The 21,665-nt window shown below is 61.5% G+C and carries 20 protein-coding genes; 6 read left to right on the top strand and 14 right to left on the bottom strand.

Annotated features, from left to right (window positions below):
* Positions 1-7 precede the first annotated feature (7 nt).
* Positions 8-220 carry a DUF1127 domain-containing protein gene (locus tag ACRZ9X_RS08245; protein WP_480517656.1) on the top strand — a complete coding sequence of 71 codons (213 nt, stop codon included), beginning with the start codon at positions 8-10 and terminating at the stop codon, positions 218-220.
* 110 nt (positions 221-330) lie between these two features.
* Here ACRZ9X_RS08245 and ACRZ9X_RS08240 read toward each other — a convergent pair whose 3' ends face one another.
* The 4 genes from ACRZ9X_RS08240 to ACRZ9X_RS08225 form a co-directional block, all read right to left on the bottom strand.
* Positions 331-675, bottom strand: a complete 345-nt coding sequence (locus ACRZ9X_RS08240) for a hypothetical protein (RefSeq protein WP_480517655.1) — start codon at positions 673-675, stop codon at positions 331-333.
* Between the two features lie 102 nt (positions 676-777).
* A complete protein-coding gene (locus tag ACRZ9X_RS08235; protein WP_480517653.1) occupies positions 778-1,656 on the bottom strand; it encodes a 50S ribosomal protein L11 methyltransferase in 879 nt (292 codons plus the stop codon).
* Between the two features lie 64 nt (positions 1,657-1,720).
* Positions 1,721-2,953, bottom strand: coding sequence for an MFS transporter (locus tag ACRZ9X_RS08230; protein ID WP_480517651.1), 1,233 nt, complete (start codon positions 2,951-2,953; stop codon positions 1,721-1,723).
* Positions 2,954-3,032: 79 nt separating this feature from the next.
* Positions 3,033-5,228 carry a primosomal protein N' gene (locus ACRZ9X_RS08225; RefSeq protein WP_480517649.1) on the bottom strand — a complete coding sequence of 732 codons (2,196 nt, stop codon included), beginning with the start codon at positions 5,226-5,228 and terminating at the stop codon, positions 3,033-3,035.
* A gap of 87 nt (positions 5,229-5,315) precedes the next feature.
* Here ACRZ9X_RS08225 and fsa point away from each other — a divergent pair, with 87 nt between their 5' ends.
* From fsa to ACRZ9X_RS08205, 4 genes are all read left to right on the top strand, one after another.
* On the top strand, positions 5,316-5,969 hold the full coding sequence (gene fsa / locus ACRZ9X_RS08220) for a fructose-6-phosphate aldolase (RefSeq protein WP_152457215.1): 654 nt from the start codon (positions 5,316-5,318) through the stop codon (positions 5,967-5,969).
* A 195-nt stretch (positions 5,970-6,164) separates the two neighbouring features.
* The gene (locus ACRZ9X_RS08215) at positions 6,165-6,872 is read left to right on the top strand and encodes a DUF484 family protein (protein WP_480517647.1); all 708 of its coding nucleotides are present in this window, start codon (positions 6,165-6,167) and stop codon (positions 6,870-6,872) included.
* Positions 6,869-7,789, top strand: coding sequence for a tyrosine recombinase XerC (locus tag ACRZ9X_RS08210; protein ID WP_480517645.1), 921 nt, complete (start codon positions 6,869-6,871; stop codon positions 7,787-7,789). The genes ACRZ9X_RS08215 and ACRZ9X_RS08210 overlap by 4 nt, the downstream gene beginning before the upstream one ends.
* Before the next feature lie 76 nt (positions 7,790-7,865).
* A complete protein-coding gene (locus ACRZ9X_RS08205) occupies positions 7,866-8,561 on the top strand; it encodes a CDP-alcohol phosphatidyltransferase family protein (RefSeq protein ID WP_480517643.1) in 696 nt (231 codons plus the stop codon).
* Here the strand turns inward: ACRZ9X_RS08205 and ACRZ9X_RS08200 are convergent.
* The 8 genes from ACRZ9X_RS08200 to ACRZ9X_RS08165 form a co-directional block, all read right to left on the bottom strand.
* Positions 8,558-9,025 carry a hypothetical protein gene (locus tag ACRZ9X_RS08200; protein WP_480517641.1) on the bottom strand — a complete coding sequence of 156 codons (468 nt, stop codon included), beginning with the start codon at positions 9,023-9,025 and terminating at the stop codon, positions 8,558-8,560. The two genes, ACRZ9X_RS08205 and ACRZ9X_RS08200, sit on opposite strands and share 4 nt — an antisense overlap.
* A gap of 77 nt (positions 9,026-9,102) precedes the next feature.
* Positions 9,103-9,558 carry a methylated-DNA--[protein]-cysteine S-methyltransferase gene (locus ACRZ9X_RS08195; RefSeq protein ID WP_480517639.1) on the bottom strand — a complete coding sequence of 152 codons (456 nt, stop codon included), beginning with the start codon at positions 9,556-9,558 and terminating at the stop codon, positions 9,103-9,105.
* A gap of 118 nt (positions 9,559-9,676) precedes the next feature.
* Positions 9,677-12,586: an isoleucine--tRNA ligase gene (gene ileS / locus ACRZ9X_RS08190; protein ID WP_480517637.1), complete on the bottom strand. Its 2,910-nt coding sequence runs from the start codon at positions 12,584-12,586 to the stop codon at positions 9,677-9,679.
* Positions 12,587-12,751: 165 nt separating this feature from the next.
* Positions 12,752-15,460: a DUF2339 domain-containing protein gene (locus ACRZ9X_RS08185; protein ID WP_480517635.1), complete on the bottom strand. Its 2,709-nt coding sequence runs from the start codon at positions 15,458-15,460 to the stop codon at positions 12,752-12,754.
* Positions 15,461-15,607: 147 nt separating this feature from the next.
* Positions 15,608-16,318, bottom strand: a complete 711-nt coding sequence (locus tag ACRZ9X_RS08180) for a VIT1/CCC1 transporter family protein (RefSeq protein ID WP_480517633.1) — start codon at positions 16,316-16,318, stop codon at positions 15,608-15,610.
* Positions 16,319-16,372: 54 nt separating this feature from the next.
* A complete protein-coding gene (locus ACRZ9X_RS08175; RefSeq protein ID WP_480517993.1) occupies positions 16,373-17,362 on the bottom strand; it encodes a YcjF family protein in 990 nt (329 codons plus the stop codon).
* On the bottom strand, positions 17,355-17,810 hold the full coding sequence (locus tag ACRZ9X_RS08170; RefSeq protein ID WP_480517631.1) for an N-acetyltransferase family protein: 456 nt from the start codon (positions 17,808-17,810) through the stop codon (positions 17,355-17,357). The genes ACRZ9X_RS08175 and ACRZ9X_RS08170 overlap by 8 nt, the downstream gene beginning before the upstream one ends.
* Positions 17,807-19,219 carry a YcjX family GTP-binding protein gene (locus ACRZ9X_RS08165; RefSeq protein ID WP_480517629.1) on the bottom strand — a complete coding sequence of 471 codons (1,413 nt, stop codon included), beginning with the start codon at positions 19,217-19,219 and terminating at the stop codon, positions 17,807-17,809. Before ACRZ9X_RS08165 ends, ACRZ9X_RS08170 begins: the two co-directional genes overlap by 4 nt.
* A gap of 107 nt (positions 19,220-19,326) precedes the next feature.
* On the opposite strand from ACRZ9X_RS08165, the gene truA reads away from it, so the two are divergent.
* Entirely contained in the window at positions 19,327-20,094 is a 768-nt protein-coding gene (gene truA, locus ACRZ9X_RS08160) for a tRNA pseudouridine(38-40) synthase TruA (RefSeq protein WP_480517627.1), read from the top strand.
* On the opposite strand, the gene ACRZ9X_RS08155 is transcribed toward truA, so the two are convergent.
* The gene (locus ACRZ9X_RS08155) at positions 20,091-20,996 is read right to left on the bottom strand and encodes a nickel/cobalt transporter (protein WP_480517625.1); all 906 of its coding nucleotides are present in this window, start codon (positions 20,994-20,996) and stop codon (positions 20,091-20,093) included. The genes truA and ACRZ9X_RS08155 overlap by 4 nt on opposite strands.
* Positions 20,981-21,580 (bottom strand): DUF1007 family protein, encoded by a 600-nt coding sequence (locus ACRZ9X_RS08150; protein ID WP_480517623.1) that lies wholly within the window; start codon positions 21,578-21,580, stop codon positions 20,981-20,983. The genes ACRZ9X_RS08155 and ACRZ9X_RS08150 overlap by 16 nt, the downstream gene beginning before the upstream one ends.
* Between the last annotated feature and the right edge of the window lie 85 nt (positions 21,581-21,665).

Below are 21,665 nucleotides of genomic sequence, written 5' to 3'. Positions count from 1 at the left end.
ACAGGATATGGCTGCACTGGACACCACCCGCATCACCACTGGCTCGTTCGGCCTCGTTGGCCGTATCGGCGCAGTATTCGTATCGGTCGTTAACACCGTTGTCGAATGGAATGACGCCCGCCAAACCCGTAACGCGCTGAGTGGTCTGACAGATCGCGAACTGGAAGATATCGGCATGAACCGCGGCGATATTGACGCCATGGCGGAAGGCCGTCGCTAAGACAATCAACCCACCACTCACACGCCCCCTGTTCCTCCCTCGGCGGGGCGCGCAAGAAAACACCGCGTGCGTTTCAGCATGCGGTGTTTTTCGTTGGGCAAAGCACTAGGTCAAAGCGGAAGACGCCGAATCTGCTCTGCGATAAATCCTGATACCGGCTCGATCTGCATGATCCAGGCCCCGGCCTTTTCTACCGATGTGCCTTCTGCCAGGCTATCGACGCGATTTTGATAGGCTCCGGCCCCAAGGCTGGCCAAAAGGAAGGCTTTGAAGCCAAAAAATCCGATAAGGCACAGCACAAGAACCTTTGCCGGTATGCCGGAACGGACTCTTTGGGGTTTCATCACCACCAAACCATCAGATCGCATCGTGGCTCGGTAGCCACGGCTGAGTTTCTGATGCTTCTTGCTCAGCTGCGTAATGCGCTGATCGAATTCCAGTTGCTTTCCAGTCATGGCAGCCTCCAAAAAAACCGCCCCCCTCGTTTCCATTCAAGAACGGTAAAAAGAGATTGCGTCAAAAAAGTGGCCAGAATCCATAAAACTCCTGCAAATTGCCTAATTTGCGCCCTGTTTGCTTAAGATTAGCGTCGTCCACTCACCAATTTCGGCACGTTGGACCAGATTAAATCTATTCTGTGAATAAACAGAAACCACGTCATCTGCCTGTTCATTGAGGATTCCCGAAAGGATCGCATACCCGTCGCGCCGTAGGTTTTGACCAATTTCCGGCGACAAGGCCACCAGAGGACCCTTGAGGATATTCGCAAATATCAGGTCATACGGCGCGCGTGATTTGAGGTCCGGGTGATCAAATCCTGCGGCTTCCACACACAGAACCTCGCCCGACATTCCGTTTGCTTTCAGGTTGGCCTCGGCCACATCGACGGCGACCTCATCGATATCGCTGGCGATGATATCTCCGTCCCAGACCCGTGCGGCCGCCATTGCCAGCACCGCGGTGCCACAACCGATATCGGCAACCTTCGAGGCCGAAAAGCCCTGATCCAATAGATAGTCCAGCGCCTTCAGGCACCCCAGCGTTGTGCCATGATGGCCGGTGCCAAAGGCCATCGCGGCCTCGATCAACAGCGGGATGCGGCCTTCGGGCAGATTGTCGGCATCGTGGCTGCCATAGACAAAGAAACGTCCAGCTTCGACGGGGGCCAGCTCACGGCGGACATGGGCGACCCAATCGGTTTCGGGCAGTTCCGAGACCACAAATGGCTTGGCCTCGAACGCCGCAGCCAGCAGTGCCAGTGCGGCCTCGTCCGGGGTTTCGGTGAAATAACCGCCCACTTCCCACAGGCCCGAGCCGTCCTCGACCTCGAAAACGCCAACGCCTGTGGGTTCGGGATACAAGCGCTCCATCGCTTCTCCCAGCCCTTCGGCGGCTTTCTTCCCGGTCAGCGTGGTCAGGGCTGTGAATGTGGGCATCGGGGCCTCCTGTCTCAGTTGAAGCAGCGCCTAGGCCGACCGGCGCCCGACGTCAAGCGCTGGGTTACTCGGCGGGTGCTGGCGCGTATTTCGACAGGATGGTTTCGTTGCCCGGTTCCGGGTGAAGCGGGATCAATAAGGACAGTGCCAGAGATACGATCGCCATGGCCGCCGCCAGTCCAAAGACCGCGCCGGGGGAGATGACCCATAGCAACCCCAGCAATGCGGGCAGGAACACCGCCGCAATGTGGTTGATCGTGAACGCAACTGCTGCTGTTGGCGCAATGTCAGCCGGGTCTGCAATCTTCTGGAAATAGGTTTTCAGCGCCAGCGCCAGAGCAAACAACACATGGTCAATCACATAGAGGATCGCCGCAAGGATCACGCCCCAACCGAACCAGTAGATGCCGCCGTATGCCGCGAAAACGATAGCCAAACCGGCATATTCAAAGATCAGTGTTCGGCGTTCTCCGAAAACGGACACGGCTTTGCCGAGCACAGGTGCTGCGGCCAGGTTGATCATCAGGTTGATCAGGTAGAGCCTGGTCAGTTCATGCACTTCAAAGCCGAACTTCTCGACCATCATGAAACCTGCGAAGACGACAAAGATCTGCCTCCGCGCGCCGGCCATGAACTGTAGCGCGTAGTACAGCCAATACCGTTTGCGCAGGACCAGTTTCTTGTTCTGCGGCGTCGGTGCATCGAATTGAGGATAGGCAAACAGACAAACCAAAGCCAGCAGAGCGGTCGCACCGCCCGCGGCCATGAAGACGAAGTTATAGGACAGATCGAACCGGTCCCATGTCAGCACGATCAGCCCATACACCACCGCAGTCGCCGCCGAACCCATCGCCACCAGCCAGCCCAAAATCTGTGGCGCACGGTCCTTAGGCAGCCACTGCAGCTGCAGTGACTGATTCACCGTTTCATAGTAATGAAAGCCGATTGAGCTGAACAACGTCACAAACAGCAGCCCACCCAGACTGGGGAACCACGCGGTGATCGCGGTGGCCACGCCCAGCATCATCAGCGAGATCATCGCCAATACCTGCTCGCGAATGAAGATGATCACCGCGATCACGCCCACGGCCAGAAAACCGGGAATTTCGCGCACTGTGTGCAGCAGGCCAATATCCGCACCGTCGAAGCTTGCCACCTCGATGACGAAATTGTTCAACAACGCGCTCCACGCGTTGAAGGCGATGGGCATCATCAGCGCCATCATGAACAACAGCGTCATGGGACGACGCCAGAATGGCAGGCTCTGCGCCTCGGCAAGGGGCATGGGTTTCAGCATGAGACCCCCATACGCCCATTTGTGTGGTTTGACGAGGGGGAAGCGGCAGGCGCACAGGCGCTCTGCATTGACGCAGATGTCAGTAAAAACTCTGCGGGTCGATATCGACGGTCAGGCGGATGTCGCCTTTCAGACGCAAAGGCGCGATCCAGCGCGCGATGGCGTCCTGAATGGGCGCGCCCTTGGGCGCCTTGACCAGCAGCCGCACCCGGTGCCGCCCGCGAATACGCGCGATCGGGGCCGGGGCCGGGCCGAACACCTGCGCACCGATCTGACGCAGAGGGGTATCGTTGCGGGCCATGGCGTTGCCGATGTCGAAGACCGGCCCGACCTCCGGCCCCGACAGCACGATCCCGGCCATGCGGCCGTAAGGCGGTACTCCGGCAGCCTGCCGCCCAGCGGCTTCGGCTTTCCAGAACCCCTCTTCATTCCCCGAGAGGATGGCGCGGATCACCGGGTGTTCGGGCTGAAACGTCTGCAACAGCGCCTGCCCCGGTTTATCTGCCCGACCTGCACGCCCCGCGACCTGTCGCATCAACTGAAACGTCCGTTCCGCCGCGCGCAGGTCGGCACCATGCAGGCTGAGATCGGCGTCGATCACGCCCACCAGCGTCAGCTTGGGAAAGTTATGTCCCTTGGCCACCAGTTGCGTGCCGATGACGATATCCGCGTCCCCTTCGGCGATCTCCTCAATCTTGGCCTTCAGCGCCCGGGCCGAGCCGAACAAGTCCGAACTGAGCATCGCGATCTTCGCCTCGGGGAAGGTTGCCTCGGCCTCTTCTGCCAGCCGCTCGATCCCCGGCCCGACCGGGGCCAGCTTGCCCTCAACCCCGCAAGAGGGGCATTCTTCGGGCATCGGCTTCGTCTCGCCACATTGATGGCACATCAGGCGTTTCAGAAACCGATGATCCACCATCCGCGCATCGCAATGGTCGCAAGCGATCTGTTCGCCGCAGGCCCGGCACAAGGTGACCGGAGCATAGCCCCGGCGGTTGATGAACAGCAGCGACTGTTCCCCGCGTTCGATCCGCTGCCGCACCGCCTGCCGCAAAGACGGCGAAATCCACGTCCCCGGCTGCATCTGCTCGGCGCGCATGTCGATGGGCTTCATCTCGGGCAGCACCGCCGCACCAAAGCGCGCGGTCAGGTCGAGCCGCTCATACTTGCCCGCCTCGGCATTGGCCCAGCTTTCCAGCGAGGGCGTGGCACTGGCCAGAATCACCCGCGCGCCACAGATCGCCGAGCGCAGAACCGCCATATCCCGCGCGCTGTAATGCACCCCGTCTTCCTGTTTGTACGAGGTGTCGTGTTCCTCATCCACGACCACCAACCCCAGATCGCGAAACGGCAGAAACAGCGCGGACCGCGCGCCGACGACCAGCTGCGCATCCCCCTGCCCAACCATCCGCCAGACCCGACGGCGTTCGGTCATGGTCGCGCCCGAGTGCCATTCCGCCGGGCGCGCGCCGAAGCGCGCCTCGACCCGCGTCAGGAACTCTGCCGTCAGCGCAATCTCGGGCAGCAGAACCAACGCCTGCCGCCCCATGCGCAGCGTCTCGGCCACGGCCTCAAGATAAACCTCGGTCTTGCCCGAGCCGGTCACGCCTTTCAGCAGCGTCGTGCCATAGTTGCCCGAACGCTGGCCCTCCTGTAGCCGTGCAACGGCGGTGGCCTGATCTTCGGTCAGCGCTTTCCCCGGCAGATCGGGATCAAGATCCGGATAGGGCAGATCGCGCGGGCTGTCTTCCTCGCGCACGGCACCCTGCTTGACCAACCCCTTGACCACAGACGACGTCACCCCCGCCTGCTCGGCCAGCTCCTTCAGCGTGAACGCCAAGCCGCCATAATCGCGCAAAACCTCCAGCACCCGCGCCCGCGCATCGGTCATCCGGTCCGGTTCCGCGCCACCCAGGCGGTAGATTTTCCGCATCGACGGAGGATCACCCAACCCCGGCGCGCGGGTCGCCAGCCGCAGCATCGCAGGCATCGGCGTCAGCGTGTAGTCGGCGACTTTGCCCAGAAACAACCGCATCTCTTCCCGCATCGGTGCGACCTCAAGCACCCGGATCACCGACCGCGCCTTGCTCAGATCAAAGCCACCCTGCCCAGGCCCCCAGACCACACCCAGCACTTTGCGCGGGCCCAGAGGCACCTCGACAAACGCGCCCAGAAAACACCCGCCCTCGGGCGCTTTGTAATCCAGCGTCCGGTCCAGAGGCTGCGTGGTCAGAACGGCCACAAGCTCACCCTGATCGAAATACTCCTGCGCGCTCACCGCATCTCCTAACTGGGGGTTTCAGCATCGGTGTTATTGGGGTAAAGGCATCCGCGACCAAGGCCAACCCATCAAAGGACTGCCCTCATGAAATTCTTCGTAGACACAGCCGAGATCGACGCCATCGCCGAACTGAACGATCTGGGCATGGTGGACGGCGTCACCACCAACCCCTCGCTGATCCTGAAATCGGGCCGTGACATTCTGGAAGTGACCAAAGAGATCTGCGATCTGGTCGACGGCCCCGTATCCGCCGAAGTGGTCGCGACCGAGGCCGACGACATGATCGCCGAAGGCCGCAAGCTGGCGAAGATCGCGCCGAACATCGCCGTGAAGGTGCCACTGACATGGGCCGGCCTGAAAACCTGTAAAACCCTCAGCGACGAAGGCCAGATGGTCAACGTGACCCTGTGTTTCTCGACCAATCAGGCGATTCTGGCCGCCAAAGCGGGTGCGACCTTCATCTCGCCCTTCATTGGGCGTCTGGACGACATCAACCTCGACGGCATGGATCTGATCGCAGATATCCGTCAAGTCTATGACAATTACGGGTTCGAGACCGAGATTCTGGCCGCTTCGATCCGCACCGTGAACCATGTGACCGACAGCGCCCGCATCGGGGCCGACGTGATCACCGCGCCACCAGCCGTGATCAAGAAACTGGCCGACCACCCACTGACCGACAAAGGTCTGGAAACCTTCTTGGCCGACTGGGCCAAGACAGGTCAGAAAATCCTCTGACACAAGCGCTGCCGCGCGGTGCCGACAGGCACCGCGCCCGGCCCAACTGCCAGCTCTGATCGACAGATCAGAGTCTTGCAGGCGGGAGGACCTGCCACAACCGGGACGAAATCCACTTTTACGTGCATTTTTTCCAAGGCAATTCCATCCACTCATGTTATAAGCCCGGCAAAACAAAAGACGACCGGACAGGACATGAGCAGCAACCCAAAACTCAAGGACAATCTCCGCGCGGCGATTCTGGCTGAACCCGATGTTGTGCTGGATGACAAGGACCTGATGCAGGCCCTGGTCGCGGCCAACGAACAGGCGCGAGGGAACAACGTCATCGACCTGCGCGGTATCGCCATGCAAAGGCTCGAGGCGCGGCTGGACCGGTTGGAAGACACCCATCGTTCCGTCATCGCTGCGGCTTACGAGAACCTTGCAGGCACCAATCAGGTACATCGCGCCATATTACGCTTGCTTGAGCCGGTCGAGTTCGAAGATTTCCTGCGCACGCTCGGCAATGACGTGGCCGAGATACTGCGCGTGGACCACATCACTCTGGTGCTCGAGACGACGTTGATGGGGGATGATCCGGCCATCAACAAACTGGGCGGTGTCCTGACCGTGGCGGAACCGGGTTTTGTCGACAACTATCTGACTTTCGACCGGTCAGGCCCGGCGCGCGATGTTATCCTGCGCGAAATGCGCCACACAAACCCGAAAGTGTACGGCGAAGAAAGCGCGCATTTACGATCCGAAGCCTGCCTCAAGTTAAATCTGGGCACCGGACGCCTGCCCGGCATGATTGTCATGGGGGCCACCGACCCGCAGCATTTCTCGCCCCAGCTTGGCACCGATCTGCTGACGTTTTTTGCCGGGGTCTTTGAACGGTCGATGCGTCACTGGCTGTCATGAGCCTGATCTCGCCTGTCTGCCGGGACGCGTTGCAGCATTGGCTGGACAGTTTGGGCGCGCTGGCGAACCGGTCCGAAAATACGCTCTCGGCTTATCGCAGCGACGTCATCGACTTTTTGTCCTTCATGACCCTGCATCACAGCGAACGGCAAGGGTTGGCCGCACTGCAACGCATCACGGTTTCGGACATGCGGGCCTGGATGGCGGATCAGCGCGGCACCGGCGTCGGGGCCAGATCACTGGCCCGCAAGCTCTCGGCAGTCAAAGGCTTCTACCGTTGGCTGGCCGAGCGGGAGGGATTCGAGGCCACTGCCGTCCTGTCCACCCGCGCGCCCAAGTTCACCAAGAAACTGCCCCGTCCGCTGGCCGAAGACGCTGCCCGCGCGATGATCGAAACCGTCGAGCTGCAATCGACGAATGACTGGGTTTCAGCGCGGGACGTTGCGGTCGTGACCTTGCTCTACGGCTGCGGGCTGCGCATTTCCGAGGCTCTGTCTTTGACCGGTGCCGACGCGCCCTTGCCGGACACGCTGCGTATTCTCGGCAAAGGTGGGAAAGAACGTATCGTCCCCGTCCTTCCGGCTGCTCGGGCGGCCGTTGACCGCTATCTGACCCTCTGTCCGCACCCTCGATCGCCCAATGCACCGCTGTTTCGCGGCGTGCGCGGAGGGCCCCTGAACCCGCGTGCCATTCAAGGCGCCATGGCCAAAGCCCGCATGCAGCTTGGCCTGCCCGCCACCGCCACCCCTCATGCGTTGCGGCACAGCTTTGCCACGCATCTGCTGTCCGCCGGTGGCGACCTACGGTCGATTCAAGAGCTGTTGGGGCACGCCTCGCTGTCGACAACACAAACCTATACCGCTGTCGATACCGCGCGCCTGATGGAGGTCTATAACCGAGCCCATCCCAAGGCCTGATCAACACACGCGATCAAATTGACCCAAACGGGTTTTTTGCTTTGCATCCCGCTGCCTGATCGTCCAAGACACCCGGATGACACTCAGGTTCAAAGCACTCAGCGTTCACCTCTTCACCGCCACAGGCGCCGTTTTTGCCATGCTGGCCATGCTGGCCGCGGTCGATGAAAAATGGAGCCTCATGTATCTGTGGCTGGTGGTGTCCTTCATCGTGGATGGTATCGACGGACCGCTGGCACGCCATTACCACGTCAAACACAACGCGCCCGAATTTGACGGCGTACTGCTGGATCTGATCATCGACTATCTGACTTATGTGTTCATCCCGGCCTTCGCCTTGTTCAAATCCGGGCTGATGGACGGTTGGACTGGCTGGTTCGCAATCATCGTCATCACTTTCGCCAGCGCTATGTATTTTGCAGACACGCGGATGAAAACCAAAGACAACTCATTCTCGGGCTTTCCCGGCTGCTGGAACATGTTCGTCATCGTGATCTTCGCGCTCGAGCCCAATTTCTGGCTCATCCTGCTGCTCGTATCGCTACTGTCGCTGGCCATGTTCCTGCCGCTGAAATTCGTACACCCAGTTCGCACCGAACGCTGGCGCAACGTGACCCTTCCGATGGCCTTTGCATGGACCTGTTTCGCCGGTTGGGCCGCCTGGGTGGATTTTCATCCCGAAAGCTGGGCCCATTGGGGGCTGGTCGTCACCAGCCTCTATCTGGTGTCAGCCGGGATCGCACAGCAGTTGATTCCACAGCGCAAGGGTTAGAGGACTTCCTCAACTTCGAACTCCGTGCCGTTATGGGTGAACACGTCCCCTTCCTGCAAACCGGTCATGGCCAGATAGATCGGGCTCTGGGTCGAAATCCCCATATAAGTCTTGCCATCCACCTCGAACCGCGTGGTTGAGACACAGACCACGAACCGGCGGTTGTTGAATTTGACAACCGCGCCGGGCTTGACCGTGTCAGTCACGCCGAAATCCGTGTTTTCGATCACGTCGATCTTGGCGTGATGGGCATGCACGGGTGCATCAAACGCCGCCGCCAGATCCGCATTCTCGCGCGAGGCTGCGATGTCGTCCTTGTCGTGCCCCTCGCGGTCATCCAACTGCGAATCCTTCAAAAACGCATCATAGTGCGCCTGCGCTGTCGCCAGCTCCTGTTCTTCAAGCGACATAAGACGGTCGATAATTGCCTTCTTGCGGGCAGCCGGGTCTGTCAAAGCAGTCATGCCAATACGGTCCTTCGAATTCTCTGTTTGATACAAATTGGGCCGCAAACAGCGGGATTGCAACAGGTTTCCCGATATCAGATCAACAGCCCGGCCGCGCCTTCGTGCCGCAGCAAGGCGACCTTGGTCTCAACCCCGCCATCACCGGAAAACCCGCCCAGACCATTGGCCGCCAATACCCGGTGGCAGGGGATAATCACCGGAATCGGGTTGCCGCCACAGGCCTGCCCCACCGGTTGCGCCGGACATCCCAATTGCCTTGATATATCGCCATAGGTCACGGTTTCCCCCAGCGGGATCGCATACATCAGATCACAGACCTGTCTCTGAAACGCCGATCCCGCCACATGATACGGCAGATCAAATTGCTGCAACCGCCCCTGATCATAGGCCTCCAATTGTGCCGCCGCTTCGCGCAACACAGGTGTCACCTCACCCTCATCCCGACCGTTCCAGATCAGACGCGTCACCGCGCCCCCGGTCTCTTCCACACCCAGGCGACCAAATCGCGTATCCACAGCAATCATGGGCATACCCGAATGCTGACCGCGTTTTGACAAAAGGCGCAACCCGAAATCGGATCGCGCCCTTGCTTCTTCTGTTCAAAAATACCTCGGAGCGCGAGGCAGAGCCTCGCAAAAATCTGCGACGCTACCCCAACGCTTCGTCACAGCGTCCGCAAACGCGCTCATGCCCATGGCGGCCCACATCCGGCAGGATTTTCCAGCACCGCTGACATTTTGCCCCTTCGGCCTTCTCGAACACGACACCGACCCCTTCGATCTCGGGCGCGCGGAACGCCTCAGCCGGAGCCGGATCGCCGGTCACCGTCAGGCCCGAGGTGATGCACAGATCGTCGACGTCAAATGTGGCCAGAAGATCTCGGGTTTCGCTGTCCTCGACATAGACGATCGGAGCAGCTTCAAGGCTGGAGCCAATCACCTTGTCCTGCCGCTGCACCTCCAGCGCAGCCGTCACGGCACGGCGGACGCGGCGCACTTTGGCAACGGCTTCCTCCATCTTGTGATGACGCCAATGGGCAGGCGTATCCGGGAAATCCACCAGATGGACCGAGCTTTCATCGCCCGGGAACCGCTCCAGCCAGACCTCCTCCATGGTGAAGACCAAAATCGGGGCCAACCATGTGGTCAAGCGGTGGAACAGGATGTCCAGCACCGTGCGCGCCGCGCGGCGGCGCAGGCTATCGCCGTCGCAGTAGAGTGCGTCCTTGCGAACGTCGAAGTAGAACGACGACAGATCAACCGTGGCAAAGGTGAACACGGCGCTGAATACGCCCTGAAAATCGAACGCGGCATAGCCTTTGCGCACCTGTTCATCCAGATCGGCCAGACGGCTGAGGACCCAGCATTCCAGGCGCGGCATATCCTCGGGCGCAACGCGGTCGGCCTCGGTGAAGTCGGCCAGCGAGCCCAGCATGAACCGCATGGTGTTGCGCAGGCGGCGATAACTGTCGGCGGTGCCTTTCAGGATTTCCGGCCCGATCCGCTGGTCGGCGGTATAGTCTGTCTGCGCCACCCAGAGGCGCAGGATATCGGCACCGTATTGCTTGACGACCTCTTCCGGCACGATGGTGTTGCCCAGCGATTTGGACATCTTGTTGCCCTTGGCATCCAGCGTGAAGCCATGGGTCACCACGTTGCGATACGGCGCGCGTCCTTTGGTGCCGCAAGCCTGCAGCATGGACGAATGGAACCATCCGCGGTGCTGGTCGGTGCCCTCCATATACACGTCGGCGATCCCGTCCTCGGTCCCGTCCTCACGGTCGCGCAGAACGAATGCGTGGGTGGAGCCTGAGTCGAACCACACGTCCAGCACGTCGAACACCTGATCGTAATCGTCGGGGTTTACGATGCCGTCGAGGATCTTCTCTTTGAACCCGTCAGTGTACCAGATATCCGCGCCGTCCTTTTCGAACGCCGCCTTGATGCGCGCGTTCAACTCCTCATTGCGCAGCAGGTAATCCGCGTCGGTCGGCAGAGTCCCCTTCTTGGTGAAGCAGGTCAGCGGCACGCCCCAGGCGCGTTGACGCGACAGAACCCAGTCCGGGCGCGCTTCGATCATCGAATACAGGCGGTTACGACCGGTTTTCGGCGTCCACTTGACAAGCTCGTCGATGGACCGCAGGGCACGTTCGCGGATGGTGTCGCCCATCTCGCCCATGCCGTCATCCAGCTTGCGGTCAACGGACGCAAACCACTGCGGCGTATTGCGGTAGATGATCGGAGCCTTGGACCGCCACGAATGCGGATAGCTGTGCTTGATCTTGCCCCGCGCGAGCAGTCCGCCAACCTCGGCCAGCTTGTCGATGATCGCCTTGTTCGCGTCACCCTCGCCACCCTTGCGGGACAGGATGTATTTGCCGCCAAAGAACGGCAGATCGGCACGGAACGAGCCATCGTCCATCACGTTATAGGTGATGACCTGCTCCAACATGCCCAGATCGCGATAAAGCTCGAATTCCTCCATCCCGTGCGACGGCGCGCAGTGAACGAAGCCGGTACCCTCGGTGTCGGTCACGAAGTCGGCGGCACGGAAGTCGCGAAGGTTGTCCCATTCGCCATTGCCGCCCTCGGCACCGGCCAGCGGGTGAGTCAGCTGAATCTTGGCCAGATCCTCCTGCGTAACATCACACAGGCGGCGATACATCGAGTCGTCCAGTCGCGCCCGCGCAAACACATCCGCAGCACGGTCATCGGCCAACAAATAGCGTTCACCGATCCGTGCCCAGCACTCCTCGGGGCGGCCTGTCACTTCGTAGAGGCCGTAGGAAATACCCTCGCCATAGACCACAGCCTTGTTCGACGGCATGGTCCACGGGGTGGTTGTCCAGATCACCACATAGGCGTTGTCCAGCGTCACATCGCCGGTGTTCACGACCTTGAACTTCACCCAAACGGTAAAGCTTTCCTTGTCGTGATACTCGACCTCGGCCTCGGCCAGAGCGGTCTTTTCAATAGGCGACCACATCACGGGCTTGGAGCCCTGATACAAAGTCCCGTTCATCAGGAACTTCATGAACTCATCCGCGATCACCGCCTCGGCGTGATAGTCCATGGTGATATAGGGATCGGGCCAGTTGCCGGTGATGCCCAAACGCTTGAATTCTTCGCGCTGGATATCGATCCAACCCTCAGCGAACTTGCGGCATTCCTGACGGAAATCGACGATGTTCACCTCGTCCTTGTTCTTGCCCTTCTTGCGGTACTGCTCTTCGATCTTCCATTCGATCGGCAGGCCGTGGCAGTCCCAGCCGGGCACGTAACGCGCGTCATGGCCCATCATCTGATGCGACCGCACGATCATGTCCTTGATGGTTTTGTTCAGCGCGTGGCCGATATGCAGGTGGCCGTTCGCATACGGGGGGCCGTCATGCAGAGTAAAGGGCGTCCGGCCCTCTTTCTCGCGCAGGCGGTCATAGACGCCGATCTTTTCCCAGCGCTCCAGCCAGGCGGGCTCGCGCTTGGGCAGGCCCGCGCGCATGGGGAAATCGGTTTTGGGCAGGTTCAGCGTGTCTTTGTAGTCAGGTGTCTCGGCGCACATTTGGGGCGTCCTCAGGATGGTCTTGTCGTCATGTGGATCGAAGCGGTCAGTGCGATATCTCAAGCACCTTTGCCCGGCGTCTCGTGGTATCAGAGCGCCGGGGATATAATTCGAATAATGATGGCCAAACGGTCATGCATGGCCGCGCTTATAAGACGGCCACGCCTAATGGTCCAGAGGTTCCGACCCTTGCGGCAAATGGCGCAGCTTGGCCCAGCGGTTGAGCCACGCCAGACCCGCCAATGCCAGCCCCAAGGCCAACAGCGAGAACACCCGGATCAGCCCGCCCAGACCCGCGATATCGATCAGAAACACCTTGGCCACTGCAAGCCCGATCACAGCGAGCCCGGCCTTGCGCATCAGGTCGGACCGACGCGCCAGCGACTGGTAGAACAGCACGGCTCCGATAACCAAAAGGGTGAGCGTATATGAATAAAGTTCGGGCTGGGTGACGCCGTTGCCTTCGAACATTCCGCCCGCACCCTGCCAAACGTGCCGGATTGCCAAACCCAGCCAGACAGCGGCCAGCGCTCCGGCGGCTGCATAGCTGATCCGCCGAAGCAATATAGGCATCGCACCGATGCGCCATGCCGAGAATCCGATGGCCAATGCGGGCAGTAGATAGGCCACCGCAAGCGTGTTCAAGACCGGCGGACCCAGCACCGGGTCGGTGAGCGGATCGATCAGCGGGTTCGCCTCGGACAGAGCCTGTGCCAGCCGGGCGATACCGTGTGCGGCGAAGAAGCCTGCCAGCAGATAGCGCGCATAATTCAGCTTGCCGCCGAGTTCGAACCGCTGAACCTGTGCATAGGCCAGCAGCAGCCAGATGACCGCCAAAAGGCCCAGACCCCAATGGCTGTACTTGGCCCCGCCTTCGCCGAACCCCTCTAGCCAGCGCAGCAGCAGCAGCGACAGCAGGATGCCCGCCGTCGCCCACGCAGCGCTTTCCAAGAGCAGCGCGGCGATGGGGCGGTTTAAGGGCTTTAGCAGCGCCCGGCCCGCAACAAAGCCAATCACGGCGGCGGCATAGACCAGCACCATTTCGGCCAGCGGGGCGTCATTGGCCCAACGGAGGCCGGGTTCGAGAACCAGCCGGACGGTTACGGTGAACACTCCTGCCCAGATGAACCAGCTCATTGGGGGCAGATCAAAGCGCCGGTCCAGTACCGCGGCCACGACGATCATCACAGTCAGGGCCACGGTCAGGGCCGCCGAACTGAGCACGATGATGCAGGCAAAGCTGAGACAGGACAGCGCTGACAACGTCGCCAGCGAGGGCCGCATTCGGTCGTCGCCATCAATCCGCGCAAACCGCTCGGCCAGAACCACCATCATCGCCCCAAGCGCCACGGCATGCAGCGCCCAAGGATAGGCCCCGATCACCTTTGCCGGATGCCAACCAACCTCAAGCGCGATGGCCATCAGCGGGGCGAACAGGGCCGAGGCCCCGGCCCAGACCACGCCGTAGCGCCCGCCGCCAAACGAACGCCATGCCGCCAGAGCAGAGATCAACGCGCCTAACGCCACTAACGATGTGGCGATCACGGGGAAATCCGCCTCAGCCGTCTCGACGTAGGTGTCTGCGAAAGCGCGCACCGCCGCGCCATAGTCCAGACCATGCACCAGTACGAACCAGATCAGGCCTAGCGCAGGCATCAAAGCCACATCCTGCAGCGCCTGCGCGCCCTTCGCCCAGATGATCAGCGCCAGCGTCAGCCCGGCCAGCAGCGCAACACCCAGCCAGAATTCGCTTGTCGAGTCTGCCCAGTGGATCGACAGGATCGCCGAACTGGCCGCAACGGCTGCAAAGGCCAGCCGCGTTGGGAATTCCGGCCACGGGGCACCTTTCTTTCGACGGATCATCTGCGTGATCATCCGGCCGGAATGATCGGGCCAGATACGCCGGGCGGGGATCGCGATGGCGATCAACGCGAAAGCTGTGATGCAAGTCAGGTATCCGGGCTCGGTCAAGGGTGACGAAAGCACCAGCAGAAACGCCGCGCTGTAAGCTCCGACAAGGGTCAGGACGGAAATCCACGCCCAGCGCCGAACCGTGTCGATGCCCAGCCCCAACACCGCGATCACGAAGAAATAGCCATAAAGCCACGTTGGATCGTCCGAAGACCCACCCACGACAAACGGTGCCGCAAAAGCGCCGATCAGGCCCACCGCCGCCAAAAGCGGGCCATGGAACCAGCCCAGAATCAGCCCAAACAGGGCCACCAGAGCCATACCAATCAGAGCGGCTTCGGGACTGATCAGGCCGTATAGCTGCCGCGCGGCCAGAATGGCCCCGAACAGTGTCACCAGCCCCGCGCCCGAGAAGACCGAGGGCAGATAGGCGGTGGCGACGTCTTCGTCATCGCCAAAACGGCGGCGCACGATCTCTCCGGCACCGATCAGAGCCGCGCCAAATCCCAGCGCCGCAAGCACCCGAGCGGTCGGGGGCAGCAGCCCGTTTTCGACCCCGTATTGCACCAGAAATATCCCCGCCAGCGCCAGCGACAGCGCAGAGACCGCGTAAAACCAGTTTTCGCGCAGCCACTCGGCCAGCGCGGCAAACCTATCCTGGCGCAGAACGATGGCCGCCGGAGGCGCCGGATCACCATGTTGCAAGGATGCCTCGGCTTGTTCTGGTTCGCCGGTCGCCGGAGGTTTGGCCGCAGCCCATGGCCCCGATTTGGGTTTGGTTTCGGACGGCACCGGCCTGGCAGGAGCTGCGGCCTGAACTGGCGTGTCGGGCAAGTGCTCCGCCAACTGCCGCTCAAGCTGTTCAACTCGTTTGCGCAGCCGCGACTGGCCGATCAACAGCACGACGATCAAGACAGGAATGGCCAGCACGATCAGGCCGACAAGGACAAGCAAGGATTCCAACCGAAGTCTCCGAACTATGGCCGACCAAATCTATCCCGCGCCGTGCCGGGTTAATAGTCAGGAAATCCAGATAGATATCTGATGTGGCTCGAACAGATCATAGGACGGCCCATTCCACCGTCTCAGACGTTAGAGGTCAGTTCTCATCTAAGGATGAAATAACGACCCGACCCAATAGGCGATGGCCGCCGCCACGCCTCCGATCAGGAGAGTCTCGATCCCCGACCGCCACCAGGGCGCCAGCGACCATCGGCTTTTCAGTGCGCCAATGGCGAAGAACACGCCCATCGTCATCCATGCAGAGAGCGCAAATGCGCCTTCGACAGACAGAAGGAAAGGCAACAGCGGCACCATCCCCGCGACAAGGAATGCAAAGAACGTGGCCATTGCGGCCTTCAGCGGGTGCGGATCAACGCTGCCCAAACCATATTCCCCTTCGATCATCAGGTTGATCCAGTTGTCATGATTTTCCGTTATCGCATCCGTCGCCTCGTCCAGCACCCGACCCGACAGACCTTTCTGAGATAATATTTCACGCACTTCGCGGCGCTCTCCGTCCGGGTAGAGGTCGATATGGCGTTCTTCGATGGCGCGAATCCGGTGGATATTATCCAGTTCGGCCTTGGTCCCCGAATAATTGCCCGCCGCCATCGAGAACCCGTCCGCCAGCACATTGGCCAGCCCCAGCGCAACGATGACAAACGGCGACAGTCCCGCCCCGGCTACTCCGGCGACAATGGCGAAGGTCGTGACCGAGCCGTCAATGCCCCCGTAGACCACATCCCGAAGGACCCCCCGCCCCGGAGGCGCATTGATCCGCGCGACGATTTCCTGCTGGCTGTGTCCGTGATCGGTCATGGCTGGCTCCGACCCTGTTATGCAGGACTCGGAATGTCTTGGCCTTGCGTCAGATCAAGTTTTGGAAAACAGCCCGACCAGGGCACGCTTGATGATGGCTCGGGTCGACGGCTTGTGGCGGTCGGAAAATGGCAGAGGGCGGCAAACTTCCATGGCGGCAACGCCGACACGGGCGCTGAGCGCGCCATTCACCAACCCCTCGCCAAACCGCCGCGACAGTTTGCTGAGGACCGAACCGCCCAGAACGGGCTCAAGCAGATCGTCACCGACCGCCACCGCGCCTGTGGCCACGAGATGCACGAACACGGCACGCGTCAGACGCCAGCTGCCCCAAAAGCCCGCTCGCCCCCCGTAAATCTCGGCAATACGCCGGATCATCCGCAGCGAGGCGGCGAGCGCGGTGAACACGTCCGCCAACGCCAGGGGAACCAACGCCGTCACAGTTGCGACCTGACGCGCGGCGGCCTCGACCTCGCGGCTGGCGGCGGCGTCAAGCGGGGCCAGCAATTCATCCTCGGTCAAAGTCAGCAGGCCGGAGGCATCAAACTGCTCGTCAATCCTTTCGGCCAGCCGGTCGCGGCCCCATCTGGTGTCGTCCCGACCTTTATAAAACGCGATCAGCCGGTTCGCGACCGTACGGGCCTGCAACAGATCATCGGCGGCCAGCGCGGCATCCGCAGCCTGACGTATTCCGTCGATCCGCGACAACCGCCCGATGGCGGCCAGTTCGCGCAACGCGATGATCAGAGCGACCAGAATCAACGCCGCAAACAAGCCCGTCACCGCCCATCCCAGGAGCGGTGCCCGGAGCAGCAGACTATTCACAAAATCCCAAGCGGCGACCGAGACCACGGCACCGACCACAGCCGCCGCCAGCCCCCAGAACCACCGGGACAAGGCCGACGGTTTGTGCGCCGCCAACCGCGCGGCCGACTGCATGGCATTCCCCTGCGGCGCGACCGTGTCCGGCACCGGCGGGGCCTGTGCCACATCGGCAGCAGGTTCTTCGGCATCGAGATCAATCAGAACCGGGCCTTTAACCATCTGCATCCCCTTTTCGGTTCCAGACATATTTGATGTCCGGAAGGTTCTCGTCATTGTCGGCCCCATTGCCGCGCGCAACCTCGGCAAAGCCGTTGCGCTCGTAAAACCGCCGCGCGCCGTGATTGGCCTGAAAGGCAAACAATGACAGATGCGCGTGCCCGGCCTTGGCGTGATTCAGCAGGCGTTTCCCGATCCCCTGCCCGCGCGCTGATGCAGTCAGGTAAAGCGAATGAATATCCGCCCCATTCAAAGCCAGAAACCCGACCACCCCGGCCTCGGTTTCGGCCACGGTGACCCAATCCAGATCGATCATCCTGCCGCAAAAGGCGATGGTTTCCGCACGCGAGTGAAGCTCGGGCATCCACTCCATCTCGCGGGCGAATCCATACAGGATTTCCCCGGTCGCACCGGCATCGGTGCTGCGGGCGGGGCGCAGGATCAAGGTCACAGCCGGTCTCCGATCAGGAATTGCGCCGCGCGGTCCAGCCGGATATGCGGCGGGCCGTCGCCCGGTCGCAAGGTCAGCTGTGCGGGGGCAAAATTCATGAACCCATAATCCTGATCCAGCCAGCTGTCCGCGCCGTCACGCGCGGGCCCCAGCAACCTGGAGGGATCTTCGGGCAACTCGCCGGGATAAAAAGCCGCCTGTTTGCCGCCCTGCACGGTGCCCCTTACACAGGGTAAATCCACGCCCTGATGGGTACGCATCTCTTCGGTTGTTGCGCGCAATGCCGCCAGAGACAGCGCTGCGGTTTCGGCACCGGCGAACTTTGCGCGATCGCGGGCATCGCGGGTCAGGGCCTCCATGATATGGGTCAGGCGGGCGTGCTGATGGTGATGCAGGTGATCGGCCTTGGTGGCGGCAAACAGGATGCGCTCGACCCTTTTGCCCAGCAGCAGCTGGCTGAGCCACGCGTTGCGCCCGGGTCGGAACGCCGACAGGATGTCACCCATCGCACGGCGCATATCCTCGACCGCCTGCGGCCCCTTGTGGATCGCGCCCAGCGCGTCGACCAGAACAACCTGCCGGTCGATCCGCGAGAAGTGATCGCGGAAAAACGGTTTGACGACCTGAGATTTGTAGGCCTCAAACCGCCGCGCCATCTCGCGATGCAGGCTGCGGCGGGGCGCGGCCCCATCCACCGGCAAAGGCGCGAAGGTCAGGACCGGAGAGCCCGCCAGATCCCCCGGCAACAGGAACCGACCGGGCGTGCAGTCATAGAACCCGGCTTCGCGGGCAGCATTCAGATAATCCGCGAACGCTTTGGCAAGGGCCTGCGCCTGCACCTCATCATGCGGCCCGTCCGGCTCGGTGTCTGTGACCTGAGCCAGAAAACCGGCCGCCTCGGCTCGGTCCGCAATGCGCGCCAGCGTCTCGGACGACCATTGCGCATAGGATTTGTCCAACAGTGCCAGATCTAGCAGCCATTCGCCGGGATAATCGACAATATCCAGATGCACCGTGCGCGGACCTTGCAGACCGGACAACAAACCTGAAGGGCGCGCCTTGAAGGACAGGCGCAGTTCGGACACGGCGCGGGTGCTGTCGGGCCAGTGGGGTTGCGCGCCTGTCAGAGCGGACAGGTGGTTTTCATAGTCAAACCGGGGCACGGTATCGTCGGGCTGCGGTTGCAGATACGCCGCGCTGATGCGCCCTTCTTGCTGCGCGACCAATCCCGGCATCCGCCCCCGATCCAGCAGGTTCGCAACCAGCGACGTGATGAACACCGTTTTGCCCGATCGCGCCAGACCGGTGACCCCCAGCCGGATCACCGGCTCGAACAAGGCGCCGGACACGCTGTCGCCCACGGACTCAAACCCGCGCACAAGACTGTCTGCCAGCGATGAAATGACCAAACTGTCGTCCCGCTTTTATTGTTTCGCTCAAGATAGGTAGCCGCCACGCGACATACCAGCGCTTTCACGCTCTTGCCCGTTCGGGCACAGCGCGGTACCAGCGGCTCATGCCAAGATACGCGCTGAAAGTCGAATACCAAGGAGAGCCGTTTGCCGGGTGGCAAAGGCAGAAGGATCAGCCCTCGGTTCAGGGGGCGATTGAACAGGCGCTGTCATGCATTCAGCCCGGAGATCACACGATTGCCGCCGCCGGCCGCACAGATGCGGGCGTTCATGCGCTGGGACAGGTCGCCCATTGTGATCTGATCAAGGATTGGGACCCGTTTCGCCTGTCCGAGGCGCTGAACTATCACCTCAAACCGCAGCCCGTCGCCATCGTGACCGCAGCGCGGGTGGACGAAGATTGGCACGCGCGCTTTTCCGCAATCGAGCGGCAGTATCTTTTCCGCATCCTGATGCGCCGCGCGCCTGCGACCCATAACGCGGGGCAGGTCTGGCAGATCAATCACCAGTTGGACGTACCAGCCATGCAAACCGGAGCGGACATGCTGATCGGACGGCATGACTTTACCACGTTCCGATCCTCGATCTGTCAGGCCGCCAGCCCGGTCAAAACGCTGGATGAATTGCGCGTTGAGCAGGTGCAGGGGTTTTCAGGGCCCGAGGTTCATTTCCATGTCCGCGCAAGGTCTTTCCTGCACAATCAGGTGCGCAGCTTTGTCGGCACCCTGGAACGCGTCGGCGCCGGGGCTTGGACGCCCGAGGATGTGCGGGATGCGTTGGAGGCGACGAACCGGGCCGCCTGCGGGCCGGTCTGTCCGCCGCAGGGGTTGTATCTGGCGCGGGTCGGCTATCCTCAGCCGGTTTTCGATTAGATCGCGCGCAGCAGCAGACCGCCGGCGATAACGGCAATCAGCAGGCCCGCGACCAGCTCGATGGTCGGGGCCAACACCTGCGCGAACCGGGTGGCCGAGGCCGAGGCCAATAGCCCCCCGCGCAAGCCAAAAGAGGTCCAGCCGACCAGCGTGGTCACGGTTGCCGTACCCAATGCCATCGCAAAGGTTCCTGCCACCCCGACTATGGCGATGCCCATCTGCCAGGTCAGGATCAGTACGAACAGCGCCCCCGTACAGGGGCGCGCGGCGATCCCGGCAATCAGCACCAACGCCTCGCGCAGGCTGCCGACATTGGCCACTTCGTCCGGCGTCGGGCCATGCTTGTGGCCGCAATCGGAACAGACCTCGCCGTGATGGTGGTGATGATCATGATGCGCGTTCGAGCGATGCCGCCTTGCGAAACCGCGCAGAGCCCTCACCACCAGCCACAAGCCGATCACCGCAATCGCCCCGTAACTTATGGGTGCCATCACCTGTTCGGTCGCGCCCACAAGGCTTTCACGTGACATCTGAAAGATCAGAACACCCGCATAGACCAGAACGATTGCCGTTACCGCCTGCCCCAGACTGGACAGAACGCTGATCGCCGACAAGCGCCAGAAGGCGACGCGGCGACCCAGCCCGTACCCTCCGATCAACACCTTGCCATGACCGGGGCCGATGGCGTGAAAGAAACCATAGGCGAAACAGACGGTCAGCAGGGTTGCCACGGCCTCGGGCTGTTCGGCGCGGGCGGCGCGCAGGGATCGGGCGATCTGGTTCTGGAATTCACGCTGCTCGCCAGCTGCCCATGCGGCCAGTTGGTCGAACCCGCCGCTGCCCCAGAACCACAGCAGCAACGCGATGGCCAGCGCGACAGGAACGATCAGGTATTTGGACATGAAACGCGAATCTCGGTGGCAAAATTTTCGCCGACCAGCGGAATGTCATTTTCCTCAAGGTCGTAATCCGCATCCAACGTGCGCAAGAAGGCCTGCATCTGCGCCAACTGGCCGTCGATATCCGCCTCGATCTGTTCGATCAGGCAGGAAGATGGCCCGGATACAGTGACCGGGCGGGTCACGTCATAGGCGGTGTAGTATGTCTCATCAAACGCCTTGGCGGTCAGCGCATCAGCCGGAACGCCACCCCCGTCCACCGCGCGCAGATGGGTTGTGACGATGCGCCCATCCTCGGTCGTGGCCCGTGCGTCCATGGGGCCGGACAAGGGCACAGCCTGACCATCCGCCCAGACAACCAGATCCCCGTTATAGCCTTCAACCCATTGCGCATCGAAGCCGGACAGGAACGCTTCTTCGCTGTCGCTCAGAACGCCGTCGCCGTCCTGATCCAGCCGCATGTCTTCCAGCTGGAGCAACGAAAAGAACTCATCATAAGCCCAGGTGACGCGCACATGGGTCAGATGGCCCGCATCATCGACAATGAACTCAAGTCCCGTGTCGATGAAGACATGCGGATGAGCCATGGCCGGAATCGGCAGGCAACAGGTGAGTGGGATGACAAGCCAGCGCATGAGCGCAAGATAGGATGCCGGTCCCCGTCCGACAATG

The organism is Ruegeria sp. AL1 (genome assembly GCF_056540905.1).
This window is presented reverse-complemented; position numbering and strand designations above follow the sequence as displayed.

Coding starts and splice junctions, on each gene's coding strand:
- ACRZ9X_RS08245 (WP_480517656.1), top strand. CDS start 8: ATGGCTGCACTGGACACCACCCGCATCACCACTGGCTCGTTCGGCCTC.
- ACRZ9X_RS08240 (WP_480517655.1), bottom strand. CDS start 675: ATGACTGGAAAGCAACTGGAATTCGATCAGCGCATTACGCAGCTGAGC.
- ACRZ9X_RS08235 (WP_480517653.1), bottom strand. CDS start 1,656: ATGCCCACATTCACAGCCCTGACCACGCTGACCGGGAAGAAAGCCGCC.
- ACRZ9X_RS08230 (WP_480517651.1), bottom strand. CDS start 2,953: ATGCTGAAACCCATGCCCCTTGCCGAGGCGCAGAGCCTGCCATTCTGG.
- fsa (WP_152457215.1), top strand. CDS start 5,316: ATGAAATTCTTCGTAGACACAGCCGAGATCGACGCCATCGCCGAACTG.
- ACRZ9X_RS08215 (WP_480517647.1), top strand. CDS start 6,165: ATGAGCAGCAACCCAAAACTCAAGGACAATCTCCGCGCGGCGATTCTG.
- ACRZ9X_RS08210 (WP_480517645.1), top strand. CDS start 6,869: ATGAGCCTGATCTCGCCTGTCTGCCGGGACGCGTTGCAGCATTGGCTG.
- ACRZ9X_RS08205 (WP_480517643.1), top strand. CDS start 7,866: ATGACACTCAGGTTCAAAGCACTCAGCGTTCACCTCTTCACCGCCACA.
- ACRZ9X_RS08200 (WP_480517641.1), bottom strand. CDS start 9,025: ATGACTGCTTTGACAGACCCGGCTGCCCGCAAGAAGGCAATTATCGAC.
- ACRZ9X_RS08195 (WP_480517639.1), bottom strand. CDS start 9,558: ATGCCCATGATTGCTGTGGATACGCGATTTGGTCGCCTGGGTGTGGAA.
- ileS (WP_480517637.1), bottom strand. CDS start 12,586: ATGTGCGCCGAGACACCTGACTACAAAGACACGCTGAACCTGCCCAAA.
- ACRZ9X_RS08180 (WP_480517633.1), bottom strand. CDS start 16,318: ATGACCGATCACGGACACAGCCAGCAGGAAATCGTCGCGCGGATCAAT.
- ACRZ9X_RS08175 (WP_480517993.1), bottom strand. CDS start 17,362: ATGGTTAAAGGCCCGGTTCTGATTGATCTCGATGCCGAAGAACCTGCT.
- truA (WP_480517627.1), top strand. CDS start 19,327: ATGCCAAGATACGCGCTGAAAGTCGAATACCAAGGAGAGCCGTTTGCC.
- ACRZ9X_RS08155 (WP_480517625.1), bottom strand. CDS start 20,996: ATGTCCAAATACCTGATCGTTCCTGTCGCGCTGGCCATCGCGTTGCTG.
- ACRZ9X_RS08150 (WP_480517623.1), bottom strand. CDS start 21,580: ATGGCTCATCCGCATGTCTTCATCGACACGGGACTTGAGTTCATTGTC.